At 47.5% G+C, this 22060-nt stretch carries 26 protein-coding genes and 4 pseudogenes; 24 read left to right on the top strand and 6 right to left on the bottom strand.

Annotated elements, in window-relative coordinates; translation table 11 throughout:
* Positions 1-10 precede the first annotated feature (10 nt).
* Together XI25_RS32585 and XI25_RS26780 are read left to right on the top strand one after the other, a co-directional pair.
* Positions 11-169, top strand: a complete 159-nt coding sequence (locus XI25_RS32585) for a DUF2197 domain-containing protein (protein WP_082112514.1) — start codon at positions 11-13, stop codon at positions 167-169.
* A 154-nt stretch (positions 170-323) separates the two neighbouring features.
* Positions 324-1020: pseudogene (locus XI25_RS26780) on the top strand (3D domain-containing protein).
* Positions 1021-1090: 70 nt separating this feature from the next.
* On the opposite strand, the gene XI25_RS26775 reads toward XI25_RS26780, so the two are convergent.
* On the bottom strand, positions 1091-1939 hold the full coding sequence (locus XI25_RS26775) for a polysaccharide deacetylase family protein (RefSeq protein WP_235440448.1): 849 nt from the start codon (positions 1937-1939) through the stop codon (positions 1091-1093).
* Between the two features lie 225 nt (positions 1940-2164).
* On the opposite strand from XI25_RS26775, the gene XI25_RS26770 reads away from it, so the two are divergent.
* From XI25_RS26770 to XI25_RS26735, 9 genes and pseudogenes are all read left to right on the top strand, one after another.
* Entirely contained in the window at positions 2165-3199 is a 1035-nt protein-coding gene (locus XI25_RS26770; RefSeq protein ID WP_046681012.1) for an NADH:flavin oxidoreductase/NADH oxidase, read from the top strand.
* A 178-nt stretch (positions 3200-3377) separates the two neighbouring features.
* A complete protein-coding gene (locus XI25_RS35450) occupies positions 3378-3527 on the top strand; it encodes a hypothetical protein (RefSeq protein WP_235440447.1) in 150 nt (49 codons plus the stop codon).
* The gene (locus tag XI25_RS26765) at positions 3472-4077 is read left to right on the top strand and encodes an iron-sulfur cluster-binding protein (RefSeq protein WP_235440446.1); all 606 of its coding nucleotides are present in this window, start codon (positions 3472-3474) and stop codon (positions 4075-4077) included. Before XI25_RS35450 ends, XI25_RS26765 begins: the two co-directional genes overlap by 56 nt.
* Positions 4070-5002: a dihydroorotate dehydrogenase gene (locus XI25_RS26760; protein ID WP_046681011.1), complete on the top strand. Its 933-nt coding sequence runs from the start codon at positions 4070-4072 to the stop codon at positions 5000-5002. Before XI25_RS26765 ends, XI25_RS26760 begins: the two co-directional genes overlap by 8 nt.
* A 33-nt stretch (positions 5003-5035) precedes the next feature.
* Positions 5036-5401: a prenylated flavin chaperone LpdD gene (locus XI25_RS26755; RefSeq protein ID WP_046681010.1), complete on the top strand. Its 366-nt coding sequence runs from the start codon at positions 5036-5038 to the stop codon at positions 5399-5401.
* Between the two features lie 90 nt (positions 5402-5491).
* Positions 5492-6166, top strand: coding sequence for a PspA/IM30 family protein (locus tag XI25_RS26750; protein WP_046681009.1), 675 nt, complete (start codon positions 5492-5494; stop codon positions 6164-6166).
* 113 nt (positions 6167-6279) lie between these two features.
* Complete coding sequence (locus XI25_RS26745) at positions 6280-6684, top strand: DUF350 domain-containing protein (protein ID WP_046681008.1); 405 nt, start codon at positions 6280-6282, stop codon at positions 6682-6684.
* Positions 6685-6717: 33 nt separating this feature from the next.
* On the top strand, positions 6718-7224 hold the full coding sequence (locus XI25_RS26740) for a DUF4178 domain-containing protein (protein ID WP_046681007.1): 507 nt from the start codon (positions 6718-6720) through the stop codon (positions 7222-7224).
* Positions 7225-7234: 10 nt separating this feature from the next.
* A pseudogene (locus tag XI25_RS26735) lies at positions 7235-7985 on the top strand (DUF4247 domain-containing protein).
* A gap of 255 nt (positions 7986-8240) precedes the next feature.
* Here the strand turns inward: XI25_RS26735 and xerS are convergent.
* Positions 8241-9328: pseudogene (gene xerS, locus XI25_RS26730) on the bottom strand (tyrosine recombinase XerS).
* Between the two features lie 192 nt (positions 9329-9520).
* Here xerS and XI25_RS26725 point away from each other — a divergent pair.
* The 6 genes from XI25_RS26725 to XI25_RS26705 all read left to right on the top strand — a co-directional run bounded on the left by XI25_RS26725 (position 9521) and on the right by XI25_RS26705 (position 14073).
* The gene (locus XI25_RS26725; protein ID WP_046681006.1) at positions 9521-10039 is read left to right on the top strand and encodes a GNAT family N-acetyltransferase; all 519 of its coding nucleotides are present in this window, start codon (positions 9521-9523) and stop codon (positions 10037-10039) included.
* Positions 10040-10139: 100 nt separating this feature from the next.
* On the top strand, positions 10140-10472 hold the full coding sequence (locus tag XI25_RS26720) for a hypothetical protein (protein WP_052759777.1): 333 nt from the start codon (positions 10140-10142) through the stop codon (positions 10470-10472).
* Between the two features lie 393 nt (positions 10473-10865).
* Entirely contained in the window at positions 10866-11471 is a 606-nt protein-coding gene (locus XI25_RS35445) for an ABC transporter substrate-binding protein (RefSeq protein ID WP_235440445.1), read from the top strand.
* A 58-nt stretch (positions 11472-11529) separates the two neighbouring features.
* Positions 11530-12201, top strand: a complete 672-nt coding sequence (locus tag XI25_RS35440) for a hypothetical protein (protein ID WP_235440444.1) — start codon at positions 11530-11532, stop codon at positions 12199-12201.
* A gap of 515 nt (positions 12202-12716) precedes the next feature.
* A complete protein-coding gene (locus XI25_RS35435; RefSeq protein WP_235440443.1) occupies positions 12717-13178 on the top strand; it encodes a carbohydrate ABC transporter permease in 462 nt (153 codons plus the stop codon).
* A 109-nt stretch (positions 13179-13287) separates the two neighbouring features.
* Positions 13288-14073: a carbohydrate ABC transporter permease gene (locus tag XI25_RS26705; RefSeq protein ID WP_235440442.1), complete on the top strand. Its 786-nt coding sequence runs from the start codon at positions 13288-13290 to the stop codon at positions 14071-14073.
* Between the two features lie 543 nt (positions 14074-14616).
* On the opposite strand, the gene XI25_RS26700 is transcribed toward XI25_RS26705, so the two are convergent.
* The gene (locus XI25_RS26700) at positions 14617-15069 is read right to left on the bottom strand and encodes an Hsp20/alpha crystallin family protein (RefSeq protein ID WP_235440441.1); all 453 of its coding nucleotides are present in this window, start codon (positions 15067-15069) and stop codon (positions 14617-14619) included.
* A gap of 107 nt (positions 15070-15176) precedes the next feature.
* Here XI25_RS26700 and XI25_RS26695 point away from each other — a divergent pair, with 107 nt between their 5' ends.
* The 5 genes from XI25_RS26695 (at position 15177) to XI25_RS26675 (ending at position 17901) form a co-directional block, all read left to right on the top strand.
* On the top strand, positions 15177-15407 hold the full coding sequence (locus tag XI25_RS26695; RefSeq protein ID WP_046681004.1) for a spore germination protein: 231 nt from the start codon (positions 15177-15179) through the stop codon (positions 15405-15407).
* Positions 15408-15421: 14 nt separating this feature from the next.
* Complete coding sequence (locus XI25_RS37075; protein ID WP_046681003.1) at positions 15422-15682, top strand: spore germination protein GerPB; 261 nt, start codon at positions 15422-15424, stop codon at positions 15680-15682.
* Positions 15683-15693: 11 nt separating this feature from the next.
* The gene (gerPC, locus tag XI25_RS26685) at positions 15694-16308 is read left to right on the top strand and encodes a spore germination protein GerPC (protein ID WP_046681002.1); all 615 of its coding nucleotides are present in this window, start codon (positions 15694-15696) and stop codon (positions 16306-16308) included.
* Positions 16309-16499: 191 nt separating this feature from the next.
* Positions 16500-16856 (top strand): spore germination protein GerPE, encoded by a 357-nt coding sequence (locus tag XI25_RS33140; RefSeq protein ID WP_152669231.1) that lies wholly within the window; start codon positions 16500-16502, stop codon positions 16854-16856.
* 127 nt (positions 16857-16983) lie between these two features.
* Entirely contained in the window at positions 16984-17901 is a 918-nt protein-coding gene (locus XI25_RS26675; protein WP_046681000.1) for a tyrosine-type recombinase/integrase, read from the top strand.
* Positions 17902-18136: 235 nt separating this feature from the next.
* On the opposite strand, the pseudogene XI25_RS26670 reads toward XI25_RS26675, so the two are convergent.
* Both XI25_RS26670 and tlp read right to left on the bottom strand, forming a co-directional pair.
* A pseudogene (locus XI25_RS26670) lies at positions 18137-19067 on the bottom strand (L-lactate dehydrogenase).
* Between the two features lie 388 nt (positions 19068-19455).
* Positions 19456-19683, bottom strand: coding sequence for a small acid-soluble spore protein Tlp (tlp, locus tag XI25_RS26665; RefSeq protein WP_046680999.1), 228 nt, complete (start codon positions 19681-19683; stop codon positions 19456-19458).
* Between the two features lie 364 nt (positions 19684-20047).
* Here tlp and XI25_RS26660 point away from each other — a divergent pair, with 364 nt between their 5' ends.
* Complete coding sequence (locus XI25_RS26660) at positions 20048-21193, top strand: WD40/YVTN/BNR-like repeat-containing protein (RefSeq protein WP_152669230.1); 1146 nt, start codon at positions 20048-20050, stop codon at positions 21191-21193.
* Positions 21194-21384: 191 nt separating this feature from the next.
* The gene (locus XI25_RS26655; RefSeq protein WP_442950440.1) at positions 21385-21573 is read left to right on the top strand and encodes a hypothetical protein; all 189 of its coding nucleotides are present in this window, start codon (positions 21385-21387) and stop codon (positions 21571-21573) included.
* A 207-nt stretch (positions 21574-21780) separates the two neighbouring features.
* Here XI25_RS26655 and XI25_RS26650 read toward each other — a convergent pair.
* Positions 21781-22060: IS3 family transposase (locus XI25_RS26650; protein WP_046680998.1), on the bottom strand; the 280-nt coding region annotated here is incomplete at its 5' end.

Genomic DNA, 22060 nt, shown 5'->3' with positions numbered 1-22060 from the left:
GGGATTTATCATGATATTCTATGAGGTTATATGTTTTTGCTGCAAAAAAGTATTTAGAATATATGAAGGAACCGAAAAATACAAGCGATACAAGAAAAACAGAAAGGGATTATACAGTTGCGATGATTGCAGTCGCAGAATCCAAATGGAAGCCATGACAAGATTTTGAAAAAGTATCGCCGGCTCGCCAAGTGTGCTTAGGTTCCGATAACGACTTATACGCGTGATCCGCCATACATAAACGTCCTATCCAGTATTTTCATGCGGAAAAGGTTACAAAATTGTGATATATTCGTAATCGTTAACGCAAGGGAGGCATCCAGATGATACAGAATATGAAATGGTGGAACAGGAAAAACGGCAGGAATGCAACCGATAAAAGCGGAAAGACGGTAAAACTGATTACGGCCGCGGCTTTGGCCCTAGGGATTTCGGTAGGGGCTTCCGGCATGACGGCAGAGGCAAGTTCCGTACATACTGCAAAACAAGGGGATACTTTTTTATTTTTTGGCCAAGCGGTACGGCGTCAATCTCGACAAGTTGATGAAGGCTAACCCAAGCATCAAGCCAACGAATATTTATCCGGGCCTGAAAATTAAAATTCCGTCGACCGGAACCCCGGCCAAAGGCGGATTTATTCCGAGCCTTAACGTTTACCCGGACAATAAAGTCGTAGAGGCGTGGGGCAAAACCTTCAACTACAACAAAACCGTGAACGTGAAAGCGACGGCTTACTCCTCGGCAGCCAGCGAGAACGGAGGCTGGGGGCCGGTGGATTACTTCGGCAATCCTCTGAAGCTGGGGACGATCGCTGTGGATCCTAAGGTGATACCGCTGGGCACAAAGGTGCTTGTAACCGGACATTCCCATCCGGGGCTGCCGAAAAAAGCGTTCATGGCTGTGGCCAGAGACATCGGCGGAGCCATCAAAGGCAATCGGATGGATATTTTCATCCCGGGTTCCCCAAGTTTCGTGAGCACGTTCGGTTTCCAGCATGTGAAATTATACATCATTAAATAGTCCTAAAAAGACGGCTCTCTCGGCAAAAGAATGAATACCGGTGAGCCGCCTTTGCTTTATGGTCCGGATTTTACAAGCTTTCCTTCACGCCCAGCATCTCGGGGAGGGTGACGAAGCGATAGCCTTTTCTGCGAAGCTCGGAGATCACCTCGGGCAAAGCTTTGATCGTTCCTGTCAGGTCGGAGCCGACACCGCCGCCGGCATGCTGGAGGACAATCGCGCCTGGACCTGCGGCAGACAGGATGTTTTGCTTCACTTCGTCTTTGCACAAGCCTTTCCAATCCAAGGAATCCACGTTCCAGTTCACGACCTTGTAGTTGTTTTTCCGGGCCCATCGAAGCTGCTCTTCGTTAATTTCTCCATATGGCGGGCGGATCAATCGGGGAAAGATGCCGGTGATGGATTTAATGATTCTGTTTGTCCGCTCGATTTGGTCGCGGAACTGTTCCAGACTTAATTTGCTGAACAGGGCATGATTATAGGAGTGATTACCGATCGCATGGCCATCTCGTTTGATTCTGGCTACCAAATCAGGGTGTTTTCTGGCTCTGTCCCCGACGGCAAAGAAAGTGGCTTTAACCCCTTCTTTTTTCAGTATATCAAGCACCTGTGGCGTAAAGCGGGGATCCGGGACATCGTCAAAGGTAAGCGCGATCTGTTTCATGCGCGGTCCCCGGGTGCGGAAGGTATCGGGATACTTTTTCATGAGTTGGCTCAGCGTGAGCGAGGAGGAAGCCCCACGCTCCTCTTTACGATCGGATTGTTCGTGAAGCTCTGCACCTGACGTGACGGAGGCATGATCCGGATCCTGCCGAAAAAAGGAGTCTGCCGTCCGGACAAGCGCTTCTGCGGGAGCGGTATCTTTAAGCGGGAGCAAAAGCATGATCCAAAACAATCCCCAAAGACGGGCATGGCTCAACAAACCTATCGACTCCTTTCGTCTAATGGCTTTGGTATTCCCAAAATCCTCCTGAATTATCCTGATCGGCTTAGTCTGTCCTGCGTCCCGATCTTTATTTAAAACCTCTCCGGGGAGAAACCGGAAGCCTGTCCACAGGAATGGGGAGTTTTTTGGTTTGCATTCGGGAAAAGTGTATAATAGCCTTGGGTAAGATTATTTGAGTACGGAAGGAATGAGTATCGTTTGGCTGACTTATTTACACCCTATAACTTTAAAAACCTGACCTTAAGAAACCGAATCGTGATGCCTCCGATGTGTCAGTATTCCGTTCAGGCAGAGGATGGTACCCCGAACGATTGGCATTATGTTCACTACGTGAGCCGCGCTGTTGGCGGGGCGGGCTTGATTATTATAGAAATGACGGGCGTTCATCCGGACGGACGGATTTCCAATCAGGACACGGGCATATGGAGTGACGAGCATATACCGGCATATCGAAGAATCGTGGACGGCGTCCATTCCCATGGGGCGAAAATCGGTATCCAGCTTGGCCATGCGGGCCGTAAAGCCCAGGATGCCGAGCCTTCGGTTGCCCCCTCCGCGATTGCTTTCAGTTCCCGTTACAAAATGCCCCGTGCGCTGACCGGAAGCGAAATTGAAGAGCTGATTCAAGCTTATAAAGAAGGGGCGCGCCGCGCCGTGGAGGCGGGTTTTGATACGGTTGAAATACACGGTGCCCACGGCTACCTGATCCACCAGTTTCATTCGCCTCTGACAAACCGGCGCGATGATGAGTATGGAGTGGACCCTGCCCTCTTCGGCGAACGGGTCGTTCAGGCTGTCAAAGAGGTGCTGCCGGAAGGCATGCCGCTCTTAATGCGGGTATCCGCCAAGGAATATGTCGACGGCGGATATGATGTGGAATATTGCGCCAGCATCAGTCAGCGGTACAAGGACGCGGGCGTGGATATATTCCATATCACGTCCGGAGGTGAGGGTCCGATCGGATCCGATGGCGGACCGAAAGCCGTTCCCGGTTATCAGGTGGAGATGGCGGCGGATTTTAAAAGATTGGTACAGACTCCGGTGATCGCTGTCGGTTTGCTTGACGACTACGAAGCTGCGCAGAATGTCGTCCTATCCGGAAAGGCCGATCTCGTGGCCGTCGGGAGAGGAATGCTCCGCGATCCGTATTGGGCCCTTCACGCGGCATACGAGCTTGGCGGGGAGCAAAAGGTCCCCAAGGCATATGAAAGAGGTTTCCCGAAAAAAAATTAAATTCCGACTGCTGGGTGTTGTGATGAACACGGAGTTCAGCGGTTGCCCCAAAGGCTTCGGAGCTTTTCTCCGAAGCCTTTTTTTAAAGTTCTGATTGCACTCTGTGAAATGAATCACTGACATAGGGGCTTTTTCCGTGCAAAGTAATTGGGATTAAATACACGCGGGGGGTCTGGATATGGCAGCTGTGATATCGAACGAGATGATAAAGGACGGCATCGGTCTGATGGAAGTGGAGAGCGGTTCGGGGGGGGATTCCCGGCCAGTTTTACATGATGAAAGCCTGGAAGGCAGATCCGCTTCTCTCGCGGCCGATCAGCATTTTTGACGCGGATAGCGGCAGACTCCGCTTTTTGTATCAGGTTGTCGGTGAGGGAACGAGACGTTTTGCTTCTTTGCGCCCCGGCGATGAATTGAATTTGGAAGGCCCGTTTGGCAATGGATTCCCGAAGGCAACGGGCTCATTGGCTCTGGTCGGGGGAGGCATTGGCATCGCTCCGCTTTACTATATGGCGAAAACGGCCGGCGTTCGTCCGGATGTGTTTCTTGGATTCAGCAAGGAACCTTATTTGACGGAGGAATTCAAAAAGGTGTCCGGTAAAATCAAGGTGGACGTCGGCGGGACCGTTTTGGATTCGATATCGTTCGAGGATTATGATACGGTGGTCGTCTGCGGACCGCACGGCATGCTGAAAGCCGCGCAGAAGAAGCAGGGGGGAAACGGCCGGAGGCGGCATGTTTATGTATCCTTGGAAAACCGGATGGCTTGCGGAATCGGAGCTTGCCTTGTCTGCAGCGTAAGGTGCAAGGACGGAATGAAGAAGGCATGCACCGACGGTCCTGTTTTTCCCGTGGAGGAGGTTGTTTTTCATGATTGATCTCACATGTTGCATTGCAGGAATAACGTTTAAAAATCCGGTCATTATGGCTTCCGGCACCTTCGGCTTTGGACGGGAATATGAACGGTTCTATCCGCCGGGAATACTGGGGGGAATTTGCGGCAAGGGAGTAACCCTGCAGCCGAAAGAAGGAAATCCCGGGATCAGAATGGCGGAGACGGCTGCCGGGATGATGAACAGCGTGGGGCTCGAGAATCCGGGGGTATCCCGATTCCTCAAGGAGGAATGCCTCTTCTGGGAAACGCTCGATACGGTTCGGATTTGCAATTTGGGCGGGGGATCCATTGAAGAATATACCGAAGGGGCCCGGTTGATTCAGGCTGATGAAGATTCGCGCCGCCGCCGGGGACGTTCTGCGGTTGACATGTTGGAGCTGAATATATCTTGTCCCAATGTAAAAGAAGGAGGAATGGCCTTCGGCTTGCAGACCGATAAAGCCCGTCAGGTGATACGTGCCGTAAGGAGTATTGTCGACATGCCTTTGATCATTAAGCTATCTCCCGGAGCGGAAAACTTGAGCGAGATGGCGGCCATGTGCGAGGCAGAAGGGGCGGATGCCTTATCCTTAATCAATACGATATCCGCGATGAAAATCGATGTGCGGCAGCGGAAAAACGTATTTCAGCATGGCTACGCCGGATTATCCGGCCCTGCCATCAAGCCGATTGCGCTCCGGATGGTTCATCAGGTATGCAATGCGGTGAATATTCCTGTGATTGGAATCGGCGGGATTGCCACGGCGGAAGATGTGGTCGAGTTCATCATGGCCGGAGCGGAAGCCGTTCAGATCGGGACGGCCAATTTTGCGGATCTCCGCTCCGGCGAGAGGATCATGGAAGAATTGATCCGTTTCATGAAGGAGGAGAACATAACCTCTTTCAAAGAGATCCGGGGAATCGTATAGAGTCCTATGGACGAGAGAGGGGGAAATCGGCATATGGTGCGTTCTTTTGGGAATGCTTTATCGTTAGAGGAAATAGAGGTGGGGAGAGATCTTCTGCTTGTGATCACAGGCGGAACTGCTCATATCGGTGCCGTATCCACCGCCTATCTAAAAGAATCCTCTCCCGCAGGCATTGAAGTGGAGACTTCCTCCGTCCCGGGCCATAAGGAACATGTCCTAACGGAAACATTTGCCTTGACGTGCGCTTTGCAGCTTCGGCGGACCGTCACCGTTGTCATGGGTATTCATTTCGATCAACTTCAGCAACAGGAGCTCGACGAGCTTATAAATGAGGTCAAGCATGAACTTGATGTTTTCTTAGAAGGAAAGAAGCGCTCTTTGTCGAATTCAAGAGAATAATCTAAAATAAATTTTATGAAACGTTCTTGCAGGTTGTCACGTAGATAATGAGCATAAGAAAACATTCAAGTTATTGGGAGGCACGAAACCATGTCCATTTTCAAAAGATTGCGCGACTTGACCATGTCCAATATCAACGCCATCATCGACAAAGCCGAAGATCCAATCAAAATGACGGACCAATACATCCGGGATATGACCGAGGATCTTGAGGACGCTGAAAAAGCGGTAGCGGCTCAAATCGCCATTGAGAAACGTTTTAAAGCCCTTTATGAAGAGCAGGCTGCTCTGGTTGAGAAACGTACCCAACAGGCACATACGGCTGCCCAGGCTCAAAATGTGGATCTTGCCCGCCGCGCCCTTGAAGAGAAGAAGGCAGCGGAAGCCAAGAGAGACGAATACAAGACAAGCTACGACCAGAACAAACTGGCTGCCGACAACCTCCGCAGCAAACTTGAGGAAATGCGGAAACAGCTCACCGCGATGAAGAACAAGCGTGAAACGCTTGTAGCCCGCTACAATGCAGCGAAAGCCCAAACGGAAATCAACAAGGCGATGAACGGGTTCAGCACCGATTCCGCTTCGGCCGGTCTCAAGCGCATGGAAGAAAAGATGCTTCAAATGGAAGCGCGCGCGGAAGCCGGCAACGAATTAAACGCCAAGGAAAAATCCCTGGACGAGGAATTCGAAAGCCTTGGCAAAGACAAGGCGGTTGAAGACGAGCTTGCGGCTCTGATGAAGCAGTACGAGAACAAAGAACAATAATAACGCCGGTCTATTAGGCAGTAAAGCTATACATGGCGAAGGAGAAATCACGCAGCTTGCGAAATTCTCCTTCGTTTTTAAATGGAATGCATGTTGAATGTGGAGGCTTGATTATGAATTTTGACATGATCTTGGGGATTACCGTCTGGACCGGGGTCGGCGCGCTTCTTTTGTTTGTGCTGATGTTCGTCGATTCTTTGTTCACGAAGTACAAGGATTTGGAGGAAGTCAAGAAAGGCAACATGGCGGTAACGACCCGCCTTGTGTTGAAGCTGCTTGCCCAAGGATATATTTTATCCGTCTCCATCGGCACATCCCCGCATCTTTTGGAAGCGATCGTTGTATCGGTCGTATCCTTCATCATTCTGTTGATTTTGGAAAAATTGGCCGAATGGATGCTGAAGCTTCTTGGCAGCATCGATCTGGATCTGGGAACCCAACAGGGCAAGACAGGGTACGGGCTGTTTGCCGGGACGCTTCATCTGGTAGGCGCTTTAATCATTACGGCTTGCCTGTAACTTCTGCATAACTTGCGATAGGAGAATGGAAAGATGAGTGTTTGGAAGAGAATAGGAAACCTTTTTGCAAAGCCGGAACCGCCGAAAAAGGAAAAAAGCATGCTGGAGCTCGCACCCGGGGACATCTGTGAAGTATCGCTTGTCACCTATGAGGTTACGGGTCGCGTACATAACCGCGGCCGAAACGCCGTGGTTTTGACGCTGCAGGATGGAAGCAACATCGCTTATCTCCATATCGAAGAGCGGGAAACGGTACAGTACGCTTTGTATACGCCGATTGACGGAAGACTGGATGCACCGGATGAAGTGCCCACGATTATAGAGCTGGATGAAGGGGTATACCATCTTGAGGAGGAATACGGCGGACATGTTTCCGTAGCCGGGCGAACTCCTTTTACCCAGGGTGGGGAACAACATGTATGGCAGTATCAGTCTGACGATTACCGGCTTGTGCGTATCGAATGGCAGAATGGGCGGTTTATGCTTTATGAAGGCGAGAAAGTGATTCCGGGGGATGTAAAAGTCATCCGGGCTACTTAGGAGTGGTTACATGAAACAACGCTCTTTATTATCCATTAAAATCATTCTGGTGCTCAGCTTCCTCGTATCTCTGCTGAGCGGCTGCGGTGCGCCTCCGGACGTGAAGCAGTCTTATCCGCTCGAATCCGTGAACCGGGACGGAAACGCTACTTCCTATGTGTACAGGGCGGCGAACAAAAGCGTACCGGTTGTCGCCAAGGAACTATCCGAAGAGAACACGCCTGACGATATGTCCAAAGAGAGCGAAGAGCGGATGTTCCTGGTATACGGAAATGATATTTATCATCTTCAGCAGGATCCCGCCAAGCCGGAAGACACCCTGATTGAAATCGATTCCAAGGAATATGTAAGCCGTAATTACGATTCCAGCTTCCTCCAGGGATACTTGACGGCCGTCATCATCAGTGACTTGTTCGATTCGCTCGGCGGAAGATACGGCGGCGGTTACAGGGGATATACGAGCAAGGATGTGTATAAACCGAAGGAAGGAACATATCGTAAGCCTACAACCGATGACAAAAAAAATGGCTCCGCCGCTTACGGTTGACCGAAGCGGGAAAATTTCCCGAAGAGGTAAGGGTACGGTCGGTTCCGGTGGGAATATCTTTAAACGCGAACCTTCCACGGAACAAAGCAGGGGTTCAATCAAGCGGGGCGAGAGCGGAGATAGCGGCGGCATTTTCGGCTCACCCAAACGATCTTACACCAAACCGAAGACCCGTTTCGGATCCGGCAAAATCGGTCGAAGGGGACGAAGGTAACAAGAGGCGCGCGGCATCTATGGCCGCGCGCTTTTTCAGGATATAAGAAAGTATAAGCTTCGAAAGACACGGCTTCCTTATATCGCAAGAATAACATCCGCTAGATGCGGTCTGTCTTCTGAGAAAGTACGTCGATAGACGTTTTTCTTCTGCAGCCGGCACTGGGCCAAGGCTTCGTGATCTGTTTCATTAGAAAATGTAGAGGCAAAAGTTAACCGATGACCGAAAGGGAAGAACCCCTGAGGATAACTTAGTCTAGGTCGTTTCAGTCCGTCTTTCGATCGCTTCGGACATGGTTTTGTCCGTCAGATGGGCATAAACTTCGGTTGTCTCGGTTGAGGCATGACCAAGCTGCTCCTTGGTTTTGTAAATATCGTTCTGGAGATAATAATCCGTGGCGAACGAATGCCGAAGCTTGTGAACGGTCAGGGAAGGTTTCCCGAAGCGCTTCGCGTACTTGATGATCATGGCCTGGATGGCTCTCTTGGTCATCCGCTGGCCTTCGGTCTGCCCGTTTCGGAGGGCAACGAATAATGCTTTTTCCCTTTTGGGTACCTTGTATCGGGTTTGCCGAAGGGTGAGGTAGTGTTCGAGATCGTCTTTGGCCTGAGCCCTGAAGTAAACCGGCGTTTTGAACGTTTCGTCATTATTGCCCTTACGGAAAACATGGAGCATTTTTATTGCCGAGATCCAGATCATCGATATTGAGATTCACGACCTCCGACACCCGGAGTCCGGAATTCAGGATCAGGCTTGCAATGCAGGCATCGCGCTCCTTGTTCAGCTCATGGGCGAAGAGGGCCTGTTTGTTGTCGGCTACGTCTGCGGCATAGCCTTCGTGGATGTAAACGATGAAATCCAGCAGCTCCTCGTCTTCTAAGATTTTGCCCTTCAGTTTGGCCGCAGTGTCTTTTGGTTTATGGATGCGTTTATTCTCGACTTTGGCCATAATGTTTCGTTTTAGGAGGGGATAAAAGTTCTCGTCTTCCGCGATCTGGCTCAGGTAATGGAACAGGGAACGCAGAGACGAGAGCTTTCGGGATACGGTAATCCGGGAATTGGCTCCTTCCCGCCGTGTCGTTAAATACAGCCGATAACCTGTGACATCCTCCATTCTTAGCGTTTCGAGTTCTTCCAGTTTGATCTGGGCGTTATTCTCCGCTTGGGATAACCCTTCCGCCCGTAGCCAGTTAAAAAAAGGTCTCGTAGTCTCTTACATATTCCAACAGCGTTGACGGGGAAAGGTCAGGCAGTTTGTAGTCGATGAATTGCTGTACATACCAAGGCATCAGGGGAGCCTTTTCATCCAGCTTGATGCGGTCGATGCCCTTTTGAATGTTCATGTCGTATGCACCTCATTTTACGTTAATAATGTTAGGCTTGATTTAAAAGAAAGGGTCGGTCCCAAGGATTGCGTTACACCTATATTATCATAACGCATGAGGCTCCGTCCCCTGCCGCTGGCTTGAAATGGAAATCGGTTTGGGGACTTAGGGATACAAATACCCAATATCACAGGAAGCGAGGGAAGATGAATGACTCATCCCGTAAATACGTCGTTCATGGGAATCGGACTTGTGCCTGCCAGGCAAAAACATGTCATTCAGAATATGATGCAATTTTATTTATACGATTTCACGCAGTTTCTGGATTTCGATTTAAATGATCAGGGGCTGTTTGCTCCGTATCCCGATTTGGACCAGTTTTGGACGAACCGGGAAACCCACTATCCGTTTCTAATTACATATCAGAACAAACCGGCAGGTTTCGCCCTGGTGGAGAGAATGGATGATCCAGCCGAGGCAGATTATTATTTGACCGAGTTTTTCGTCATGAAAAAATACCGCCGGACGGGTCTGGGCACATGGGCATCTTATCAGTTGTTCGACCGGTTGCAGGGCCGCTGGAAGGTAACGGAGGTAAGCACCAATCTTCCTGCCCAGGCTTTTTGGAGGAAAGTGATCAAGGCATATACGAAGGACCGCTTTGAGGAGCGAGTGGATCCCGCAAGAGGTAATCCGTCACAGTATTTTTTAAGCCCCTCAGCAAATTAATGACATAAATGATTCATAATATTAATTAAAGTAAGTGATGCGGTCGAAAGGGGGATGGGGATCATCGCCAAACGGCCGGTGGCAAATGTAGCATGGAAGCATGAAACCATATGCGATACGGATTATGCTTATCCTTACTGGAAGCGTTTGGGAAAGCTTAATTGCGATTTTTTTGGCGGATGTTCAGGAAGGAGTCAAACATGCGCTGAAATTTACGCTTAGTACGCCTGGAGTCGCTACCGCGATTATCGGCAAGGCCAAACCGGATCGTTGGGAGGAGAATGCTACCATGCTGGCGACGGAACTACGTTATCCGAGGAGCAGTACCATGCGATTCGCGAACGCTGGAAAGAGGTTGCCGGGCAAGATTGGGTTGGAGAAATTTAATGATATTAATTTACATTATGTATATTATGTAAACTGTCAGATTTAAGTAAAATTAAATCGGGGCTTCACCAACGATGGTTTTTGTGCCGAACCGCCGGACTTGCTTCATGTTTCGAAAGGACGCCTGAATAGGCGTTTTTTTTTTCTGTTTATTTTCAGTATAAACTATAAAAAAATCATTATGTGAAAAATTCATAATAGAAATTCAAAATGTTTTTAGTACATCCCCTGATAGGCAGCGTGTTAACTGTGCTTAGTTCATTTTTTTAGAAAAAAAGAAACATATTACAACCCTTTCAACAAAAAAATCAAGCTTATATTTTTGTCCCCCATTTAGAGGAATCTCCCCCTTTGAATGCCAGTTTGGTTGACATAAACTTTGTTTAGGCAGCGAAGAGAAATATTTGCCAATTATAACGATTAAGGGGGATTAGGAAAAATGAAAAGGTCTTCATTACTTCTTCTGAGCGTCATGCTGCTGCTCACCATGTTTATGGCGGCTTGCGGCAACGGGTCCAAAACGGCCTCGCCTCCGGCAGACGGAGAGTCGAAGACGCCGACGACCGAGGCGCCAAAAACCGAGGATAAAGAAGTCAAGCTGCGCGTCTTCTCCACGTTCGGGGGAACGGATGCCGCTCGGGATGCTTTCCAAGGCGTGCTGGATGAGTTTACAGCAAAACATCCGAACGTCAAAATCGAAAATGACGTCATGTCCGCAAATGACGACGGTTTCAGAACCAAAGTGAATACGGATATGAACAGCGGAAATGAGCCGGACCTGCTTTTCTATTTTATCGGAGCTGACGCAGAAGGGTTTGTCAATGCCGGTAAGGTCGTTCCGATGAATGAAATCCTGGACGCCAACCCGGACTGGAAAAAGGGCTTTATTCCGGATGCGCTGGAGTTGGCCAAGCAGAAGGACGGTAACATTTACGCCGTACCTTTGACGGGTTTTTATGAAGGACTGTTTGTGAATAAAAAGATTTTTGAAGAAAACGGACTGGAGCTCCCAACGGATTGGGATAAGCTGAAAAAAAGCGGCTAAGACCCTTTCCGAAAAAGGAATCATTCCGATCTCGGCTCCATTCGACCAGTCCCATTACGTGGTTGAGCATGCCATTCTGGCTGCTGCGGGTCCGGAAGGGCAGAAAAAAGGCTTGATCGACGGGATTGATCCGAACTGGGAGAAAGGCTATGCTGCCTTGAAAGAGCTTCACGAACTTGGAGCCTTCCCTAAAGACGCGGCTACCATCGATCTTGGCATGGCGGGCAATTACTACAGCGAAGGACTTGCAGCCATGATTCTTGAAGGTTCCTGGGCAATCGGAGGCTGGAGCGACGATGTGAAGAATAATTCGACAGTCATCCCATTCCCGGCCATTCCTGGCGGAGCGGGCAGCGGCAACGATATCGTAGGCGGTTTCGGAACAGGCTTCTACCTTTCCAAAGCAACCTATGATAATGCCGACAAAAAAGACATTACGATTGAACTTCTTAAACATTTAACGTCTCCGGCAAGCATTCAAAAAATCGCTACAGCCAATGGCGGAACGCCTGCGGCAGAGGTAGAAGTAACCGGCCTTCCTCAGGTTGCGCTTGACGGTTTTGCGATGGCAGCCAAGGCTGCTTCGATCAACTCGCCGGTGGACAGCAAAGTATCGCAAGAAACGTTCTCCAATCTTCGTGCCAGTGTGCAGCCTGTCGTAACGGGATCCAAGACACCGGCTCAAGCGCTTGAAGAAGCCAAGAAGGTTGAAGATGCCAACAAGAAATAGGTTTCGGTAAGCTACGGTTACCTATAGGGAATATCGCGCCGCCCCTTTGACTATAAAGGGCGGCGCAATCATTTGCTCGGATCCATTCGAGAAAAATAAACATCAAAGGTGATGAAAATGAAGGGTGATCGCAAGTATATCTTGATGTTTTTGTTTCCGGCGGCAGCGTTGATGGCCATCTTTCTGTATTATCCGTTTTTTAAAAGCTTATATCTCAGCTTCTATCGGACAACGGGCTTTTTTTGACAAGAAATTTGTCGGATTTGATAATTATGAACGATTGTTTACGGATAACCTTTTAGGCTCGGCAACTCTGCATACGTTGGAAATCATGGTTTACGTCATTGTGTTACAGGTCGGCATCGCTTTGGTTTTGGCGGTACTGGTCGATAACATCAGCAAGCTAAAAGGGTTTTATCGCACGGTGTTCTTTTTCCCTGTCGTTATTTCGGGGACGGCAATTTCACTGTTGTTTGTTCTTTTTTTACAACTATAATTTCGGTCTTCTAAATAACTTGTTGGCCAATTTCGGCATTGATAAAATTTTGTGGCTTGATGAGAAAAACGCACTCAAGGCGGTTTCCATACCTACGGTTTGGCATTATGTGGGATTTTACTTTGTTTTATTCCTGACCGCCATGTCCAAAATTCCTTCGGACTTTTATGAAGCGGCCAAACTTGAAGGCATCACGGGCTTTAAGAAAACGACAAAATTGACCATTCCCTTGATCATGAGCGATATCAAGGTTGTTATTACACTGGCAATTACAGGTACCTTGAAGGTGTTTGAGTTTATTTGGGTAATCACATCCGGTCAAAATGGTACAGAAGTGTTGGGAACCTATATGTACAAAAAAGCGATGGTCGACCAAAACTTTGGTTACGGCTCAACCGTGGCGATCTATATGGTCGTGTTCGGCGTGGTGCTGGCCATGCTAGCCAACCGTCTGTTAAAGAGAGACGAAATTACATACTAAGCAGTATAGGGGTGTAGTATCATGCAGTTAACCATTAACGAGGAACATAGCGTTCGGCCCAATAAAAAAAAGCCGTTTCCGTTTAAGCACCGCCTTGATGTATGTTATTTTGACAGCTTGGTCCCTGACAACGATCTATCCGCTGTTCTGGATTGTAAACAACTCTTTTAAAGCGTCCAGGGATGTAATGAACAATTCCTTTAAAATAGCATTTGATCCGATCTGGGCCAATTACCAGAATGCATTTGACCGGATCAACATCGGCAAGAGTTACATTAACAGCTTAATCATGTCCGGAAGCGCCGTGCTGCTCGTCCTGCTGCTCGGCGGATTGGCGGCGTATATACTGGCCAGATTCAACTTCAAAGGGAAGAGGCTTGTTTATTCCGTTTTATATGCGACTTTGTTGATACCGGCTTTTGCGACGGTGGTGCCGGTCTATGAGATTTTGATCAAGACCAGTCTTGTCAATACGTATCTGGGGTTGATTTTGCCGCAGACCGCCGGAAACCTGACGTTTGCCATTCTTGTCATTGCCGGCTATATGGCAACGATTCCGAAAGATTTGGAAGACGCGGCGTTCATTGACGGCTGCAGCCGGTGGCAAATGTTCTTGAAGGTATTTGTTCCGATTTCACGTCCGGTCTTTGCATCGGTCAGCATCTTCGTATTTTTATGGTCGTATAACGATTTGTTCTCGGCGCTGATTTTTGTCAATAAAGAAAACGTTCGTCCGATTGTGGCTTTGCTGAACGAAATCAGCTCCCAATACGGAACGGATTTCGGTTTGATGGCAACCGCTGTGTCGCTAACGGTGATTCCCGTACTGGTCGTTTATTTGTTCATTTCCAAATTTATCGAAAAAGGATTGACGGAAGGGGCAGTAAAAGGCTGATCCATTAACATGTTTGGCCTTAGGCAAGTCAAAAGGGACCGAAAACCGACCCTTGAGGCTTGCCTTTCCTTTTCATGAGAAGAACAAACAATTTTCTATAAATGAAAAAAAACAATACATGAAAAATTCATAATAATAAACAAAAAAATATATCTCTCACCTTTGCCACATATACTTTCAACACAACGGATACATCTCCCTATAAATGAACTCATGGTAACAAGGTCCTGTAAAACGAAAGTTAACCGAACTGGGGAGGGGGGCCTCAGCTACGCAGCACCCAGGATCATGCGCTGAAAGCAGCGAGTGGAGGTGAAGATGAATAGGAAGTCTGAAAAGTACATAAATAATATTATGTTAACTAAAAACAATCTGCTAATTCGCTAATCTGTAGATAAGGAAAGCCCTCAATAAAAAGAGAAAAAGCTTATGATAAAAACAGCGTATAACATAAATTATACGCTGTTTCATTTTAGAAGCATTTTTTATTCATTCATAATGAGGGGGAGGGACATCATGATTGGCAAGTGACTGCCTATATTCCTATAAATATCGAATAAATACGTCTTTAAAACGACCGGATGACAGTTTGGGCATTCTAAGCTGCAATGAGCCTTGTTTGTAAGTAGCCTTGGTCCGGTCCGGATTCACCGGAACCGGCAGTTTAATCAGTTCGCTCTCCTTATCTTTCAATCCGTTCACTTTGATTTGGGTTCTGCTAAGCTGGACCCAAATGCTCTCAGGGTGAATCCGCTTAGGAATTCGTATCATGGTCACCAATGTATCATGCATATCGAAATGTTCGTATCGAAGGCTCGAAACGCCGTCCATAAAGCCGGAAGTGGTTGCTTGGTTAATGATGTTTTGTACATAACTGTCCACTTGATTTGGATCAAGTCTCCATTGGTCCTCCAGCGTTTTAAAGGGAAAATGTTTTTTGAAAAAAGGGTCTTGATTCAGCCAGTCCAGGGGATTTGTAGGTTCCGAACTCATCATGAGGAGCCTCCCTCGTTTTTCTCCATTATATGGGCGAATGCTTTTATCAGTGACACCTAGGCAAACAACTACATAGAATGACATATGACTCTGAAGGGGGAGTGTTTGTGGTTTCGATTGTCGGCAATATAAAAATCAACAACGTTGGCCCCAGCTCAACGGTCTTAATAGGAAATACGGCCGCCGTTGTATTAAACAGCAATTCAAAACTTCACGCGGGTGCGAACTCCTTTTCTATAGGTGACACCATCGGAACCGGGTCGAGCATTACAAATAACCAGGCCAGCACCACAAATACGCTGGATACGGATGCGGTTGACCAAGTATCCCCTGTCTAGAGGATGTGGATGATATGAATTATTCGGTTTATCAATGCATTACGGTAAATCATTTGAAAATCGGAACGGTCTCCAATTCCTCGATACTTCAAATTGGCACGTCTGGCAGAATAAACGCTCGATCTCACAATTTAGGGGCTTTACCGATTGATCAGAATGATGCTTTTTCCGAAAGCAATTCCAACGACAGGATGTCACGGGTTCCTCTGCCTTCGCCTGCACTTCTTTATCCGCGCAGAATGACTGTATCGGATACGGCATACAATGAACCATAGGAGGGGAATGCATGCATCCGTATTACGTTCAGCAGCTTTTTTGTGAACTTAGAGCACAGTCCATGAGGCTTGAACAAATAGAAAATCACTTGAAGGAATTGCGAAGAGAAGTCGAACGTCTTATGAACCAAAACCAAACAAACATTGAACATATCGACTACCATTTTGAACTGTTGAAAATCGAAAAGCTGGAAGGCACCTTAAATATAGGATTGACGCCGAATGAAGGGAAAAATCTTGAGGAAATAACGGTAAACGGTCAGATGATTGGGCCGTTGCCGGCACAGTACAGCCACTTATATAACGATATTCAGCAACCGGTAATTCACTATTTGCAGAATGAAGTTCCCAATCAGTTCTACAGGGCTGCAAAAGAAAGAAATATCAATCTGAATAAACATCAAGTTCAATTGGCAATCCAGGATCTGCAAAAACAAACAGATCACCGTATTTATGCCTATCTCGAACAATCGACTGCCATTTCCGAAGAACAAAGAAATAACGAAGAAATTTCGAGGTCGATCATCAGTCAAGTCATACAGGATATCAATGCCGCCGTCAAACAATATATCGAACTGCATTCTGCGGAAAAGGGGGATACGAATGAAGATGAACGTCATCAATAAGGAATTACAGGTAGGTTCCATTAAGGTTTTATCCATTTCCGGATCTTCAGTTTTTCTAATAGGAGATACGCATAATATGAATTGCTCGTCAGTTTTTGAAAGTTCGGGGGAAAATCAGGAGCTTGAACCTGAAGATACGGTGCCTTCACCGGCCATCTCCATAAACCATCCGTCCTCAGCAAGGTAGATCTATGCGATCTTCCAAGGTTCAAAGTGTAGATATTCGCAGCATTTCCAACAGTTCCGCATTCGTCTGCGGCTCAACGGGCCGAATTATTTCCAAATCTTCAGGGTTATATGACTCGTCACCGATAGAACGGGAAAATATTGATTTTGCGGATTATCCGGTTTTTACGGCCCCCCTGCCTGTTTGGAGTGAAGAAGAACAAGCCCAAGGGGACGATATCAGGATACAGTCAGATGTCTCAGGCTCGGTAATCCGACTTGGTCATGTGAAAGTACTAGCTATTTCTTTGTCGACGACCTTCCAAATTGGATCGAATTTTTCAATGGATCTGGAAAGCCGGGTTAGAAAATCAGGCAGTTGAAACAGTCTGTTACCTATTCGTAAGGGGCAGGCTGTTTCACTGTTTAAGGTAATAAAAACGCAGAGCTGATTCACCGGCAGCGCTCCTCTTATGATAAAATATAATTCATCACAAGGAGGAGAAGCTCATGTTCGAGGTCAGTGACATCTATGAAGAGCCGCTGGATGCTTTTATGATTTGGATGAAGGACGCGGGCTATACGATGTATACGATAAAGTCTTATATGAGCGATGTTCGCGAGTTTTTAGTTTCGATTAAGGGGAAACCGCTGGAACAGGTGAAAAAGCTTCATGTTATGTCGTATTTGTCTTCCGTGCGTGAACGGGGGGTTAGCGACGCGACCAGGAACCGAAAGCATGCTGCGGTGAATTGTCTGTTTAAAGCATTGACCGAGCTTGAAATGCTGGAAAGAAACCCTGCAGCAGGCGTGAAAAAATCGAAAACCGAGAAGAACAAAACCCCAACTTATCTAAATGAACAGGAGCTTTTGCGTTTCTTCGAGGCTGTACGGGGAAAGTATCGTACAAGAAATATCGCCATTTTTCTGCTAATGGCATACATGGGTTTGCGCATTGGCGAGGTTCATGCCTTAAACCTGTCGGATTTTAATGCCGAGCATCGAACCCTAAACGTGTTCGGAAAAGGCCGGAAATGGCGGTCGCTGCCGATCCCTGAGCCGGTTGCGCGCATGCTCGAACTGGCGGTCTCAGAAAGGCTGCAGCCCCGGCGCGCTAAAGAGGAGGCTCTGTTTACATCTCAAAAGGGCCGTCGGTTATCCATACGGAATATTCAGCTAATCGCATCGGAAACATTTGAACGGTTTCAGGCGGATGTGCCGGAATTGCAGCGAATATCGTATTCCAGCCATAAGCTCAGACACTCTTTTGCTACCATGTTGCTTCGAAAAGGTGCGGACCTTCGGACCGTGCAAGAACTGTTAGGGCATTCATCAATTCAAACAACGACGATTTATACGCATGTAACCAACCGGGAAAAAGAAGAGGCCATTGCCAGATTGGAGATACAGCTGCCGATTGGGGTATAGTTTCTTTCTGGAAAACGCAAAAATTTCAACGTTCTCTCATTTTCCCTAATTTCATTTATTATTCGACATGTTAAAAGTTAATGACATTAATGAAATAACGCCCACACATGGATTCCGGAGATTGTGAATGAGCATATAATGGATTTTGTTCACACATCATTTTATCGAGCGAATCCATGRAAAAAAAACGTCCGCAGCTGCTTCGTAAAAGCACTGCGGACGTTTTTTGTCGCGGTTAAGACTTCAAATTGGCAATTTCGGCTTTCAGTTTTTCGGCTGATTTATGGAAGAGGACTTTCTCCTCATCGCTCAAAGGCAGGTCCAGAACTTCCCTGACGCCCGTGCGGTCCACGATGCATGGTACGCCGAGATAGACATCGGATACGCCATTGTAATCCTGAAGAAGCGTGGACACGTTGAGTACGGCGCTTTGATTTTGTAAAATCGCCGTCACGATGCGGTCCAGCGCAAGGGCGATAGCATAGAAGGTAGCGCCTTTGGCATTGATGATCTCATAGGCCGCGTTTTTTGGTGCTGTCGTAAATTTGCTGCTTGTCCTCTTCCTCGATATCGAGTTGGATGCCGGCAACGTTAGCAAGGCTCCATACCGCCACCTCAGAGTCCCCGTGTTCGCCGATGATGTGGGCGTGAATGCTTCTCGGATCAATATGCTTGTGTTTGCCGAGAAGGTAACGGAAACGGGCGCTGTCCAGCAGCGTGCCCGATCCGATGACGCGGTTGGCAGGGAAGCCGCTGACTTTCAAAGTGACGTAAGACAATATATCCACCGGATTGGTGGCGATCAACAAAATGCCCTCCGTATTATACTTGGTAATGTTCTGTACGATTTCGTTAAAAATGGCCGCGTTTTTCTTCAAGAGATCGATACGCGTTTCTCCCGGTTTTTGGGAAGCGCCGGCAGTAACGATGATAATGTCGGCTCCTTCGCAGTCCGGGTAATCACCGGCCCATATTTTAACACCGCCGACGAACGGCAGTCCGTGATTCATATCGAGCGCTTCACCGACGGCCTTATCATGGTTCACGTCAATTAACACGATTTCCGATACTCGTTTGCGAAGCAGCAGGGTATATGCGGTCGTCGTGCCTACCGCCCCCGTTCCGATGATTACGGCTCGGCTCGGCTTAAAGATAGACGTATTCATTTCAAATCATCTCCTTCTCTTGATCCTCTTCTGGTTATAGTGGGAATATATGCTATGGTATCCATTTACCCATTATAGGGGGAAATCCTCGAATTGGGTATTCTTGACTTGTCTTTTATCCGCGTGTTATTTTAAAAGACAACCAATTTGGTCACAGTATGACGGAAATTTCGTTTCAATATGCTTACAATCGCATCGCTTCGTTTGCCTATAGAATCGGTTTAGACGGATACCTGCTGTTGTGCAGGAAGGAATACAGCTCGTTGACTTAGGTTTCATATTTCTTGTATAGCACCTTGCTATTGATTAAATTCCGATCAGTTCAATATCATTGTATTTTAAAAACAGGAAGCTGTATTGAGCTTCCTGTTTTATTATTAATGAACGTTTACTCTCCCTGCTGGTGCTTGGCTTCGTCTTTAATCTCTTCACGGAATCCTGAAATGCTATGTTTTCGGCGATCATTCTTTTCCAGGATTTGCTCCTTTTCGGCAACCGAAATTTCATCGCCATGTTCGTAAAGATAGTCTTTGGCTTCGCGGAAGTTCTCAATCGTGTTATGAACGGCTTCCTGCAAATGTTCAACGTTATCGCTGCGGTCGTCCGGCTTCGGCATGGGTTACACCTCCTTAAACCAAGCTTTATGCTCTTAAGGCACATAGTGAAGTTTTCCATGACAAGGCGTTCCTTATGCATGAAATGTCGATGGACGGTAAAGAAGCTACAATATTGTTAACAGTCTGAAAGGGTTCCGTTCTGAAAACCTATCATGATTTATGATATAATGACCGAAAAAGCGACAAGAAAACGCAGGGGCGATACGAAGGAGGAAACTGCTTGAGATTACGCAATCATTCGTACTGTCAAGGCATGGGCTTACTTTTCATATTTATATTTTTACTAACCGCGTGCACGTCTCCCCCCCGAAACGAAGCCGCAACCCTCTCCGGTGGTTAAGCCGGAAACGGAGTCGGTCGAAGATGGGCAAACGATTACGGTCGTTACGCCGGAGACGGAAAAAAAACGCACCGGACGTAAAAAGTAAATATCAAATTCAAACGCGATTAACCGATTTTCATATGCTGAATGAGTCAACCGGCATTGCCTGGGGACTTACGAATACGTCGCTACGTCTATACTTGACCGAAGATTATGGCGAAACTTGGGTGAATATTTCACCGGCATCCAACGTTAAATTTGCTGAAAAGCTCGTATATGGCCGAGACCTCGTGTTTACCGACCGAAAGAACGGATGGATCGTAAGAAGCGGACGGGGGAGCACGGAACCCATGCTTCTGAACACGACGGACGGGGGACGGGAGTGGAAGCTTTCCTCACTGCCGAATGCGGGTGAAATTACCGCGATTTCATTTACCTCGTCACGAAACGGTTGGATAATGACGGCAGGGGAAACAGCTCCCGGTTCTCAGGAAAAGCTGCTGTACCGTACCCAAGACAATGGCGAGACATGGAAGACCGTGATGCAAAATTCCGAATATCCGGCCTCAAGGGTTCCAGGCACGGTTATCCCCCGAACAGGATTGATCACGGGTATGACGTTTGCCGACTCCAATACAGGGTTTGCTACCGTGAAAGAAATGCGGGGCTTCAAGCTGTATGCTACGAAGGATGGAGGAAGCAAGTGGAAATCCTTGGACCAGGTCTTTCAGGACGATCAGATGAACAAATTCCAATCCTATTCACCCGATGATCCCGGGTTTCTGGGAAGCACAGCCGGAGTATGGGTACCGGTGACTTGTTACGCTGGGAACAAAATCAAATATAAGGGATATTTTTCGAAGAATGGGGGGAAATCTTGGGAATTGGTATCATTCCCGCTGAGTCCGAAAACCCTCGACGGCAATATCGCTCCCGTATTCCGCCGTTTTAATGAAGGCTGGAGTGTAGTGGATGGTATTGTCTATTCATCGAACGACATGGGAAAGACATGGACTGCTTATGAACGCGATCCCGGTCTTGCCAAAAACCTTGAACGTTATCCGATTATTTCGAAAATGCAGTTTGCTTCTCCCGACGTAGGGTGGATGCTTGTCGAAACTGCCGATGAATCCCGTTCAAGACTGCTGCTCAGCATGGATGGAGGAGCAACCTGGAGAGTCCGATAAACCTAAGGCTTTGTCACGCTATTTTTCAAGCTTGCGCGGGGACAAAGTCTTTTTGGTTCTCAGGAACATTCATCAAGATTAAGCACAAGCTTTAGGATGTTCACAATATTGTGAAAATAATCACAATCTTTAGGTTCCAGGCATGTTATTATAAGAGTGTAAGGAAGAGACAAAACATAGGAGTGATTAAGATGAGAATGGAAACCGATATGATGACTGTAAACCTGCTTCGCTTGTGCTACCACTGTGATGACGCTCATCTTTGCGAAACGGAAGAGCAGTGCAGAAAATGCTGGGCCGAACAAGGGCTGCTGCCTCTGGAAAATGAGGACGAAGGACAACGGGAAACCAAACAATTCCTTCAAATGATGCATGCTTAGTTCTAACGAGTCCACAATAGCAAAGTCGTACATCCAGATCTGCTCTGGAACATAAAGCTGGTGTTTTGTATCTTATACAAACATCAGCTTTTTTGGTTGCGGGAAAATTCACATATTTAAGAAAAATCATTGGCAAAACGATGTCTGTCTTCCAGGGAATGAACTGTGACCCGGTTTGTGGACAGTTTGAAAAAAACCGCCTAGAGCTTAGCTAGCAAGCAGATGACCTCTGAATTCATCAGGGGTCATCTTTTTTAATGTCCACTGGTACCGTTCTGAGTTGTAGTAGCTTATGTACTCCTTGACTCGCACTCTCACTTCATCAATAGTTTGGCAATCGCTAAAATCAACGTCGTCTTTCAAGTGACCGAAGAATGATTCCATCGGGGCGTTGTCCCAGCAATTGCCTTTGCGCGACATCGACTGCTTAAATCCTGCCTCAGCAATGAGAAGACGGGTTTTAGGATGCGTGTAGTGCATCCCTTGG

Source organism: Paenibacillus sp. DMB20 (assembly GCF_000987955.1).
Taxonomy (GTDB): Bacteria; Bacillota; Bacilli; order Paenibacillales; family Paenibacillaceae; genus Paenibacillus_AQ.
Note: the sequence above shows the minus strand (reverse complement) of the source record. Positions and strands in the feature narration are given on the sequence as shown.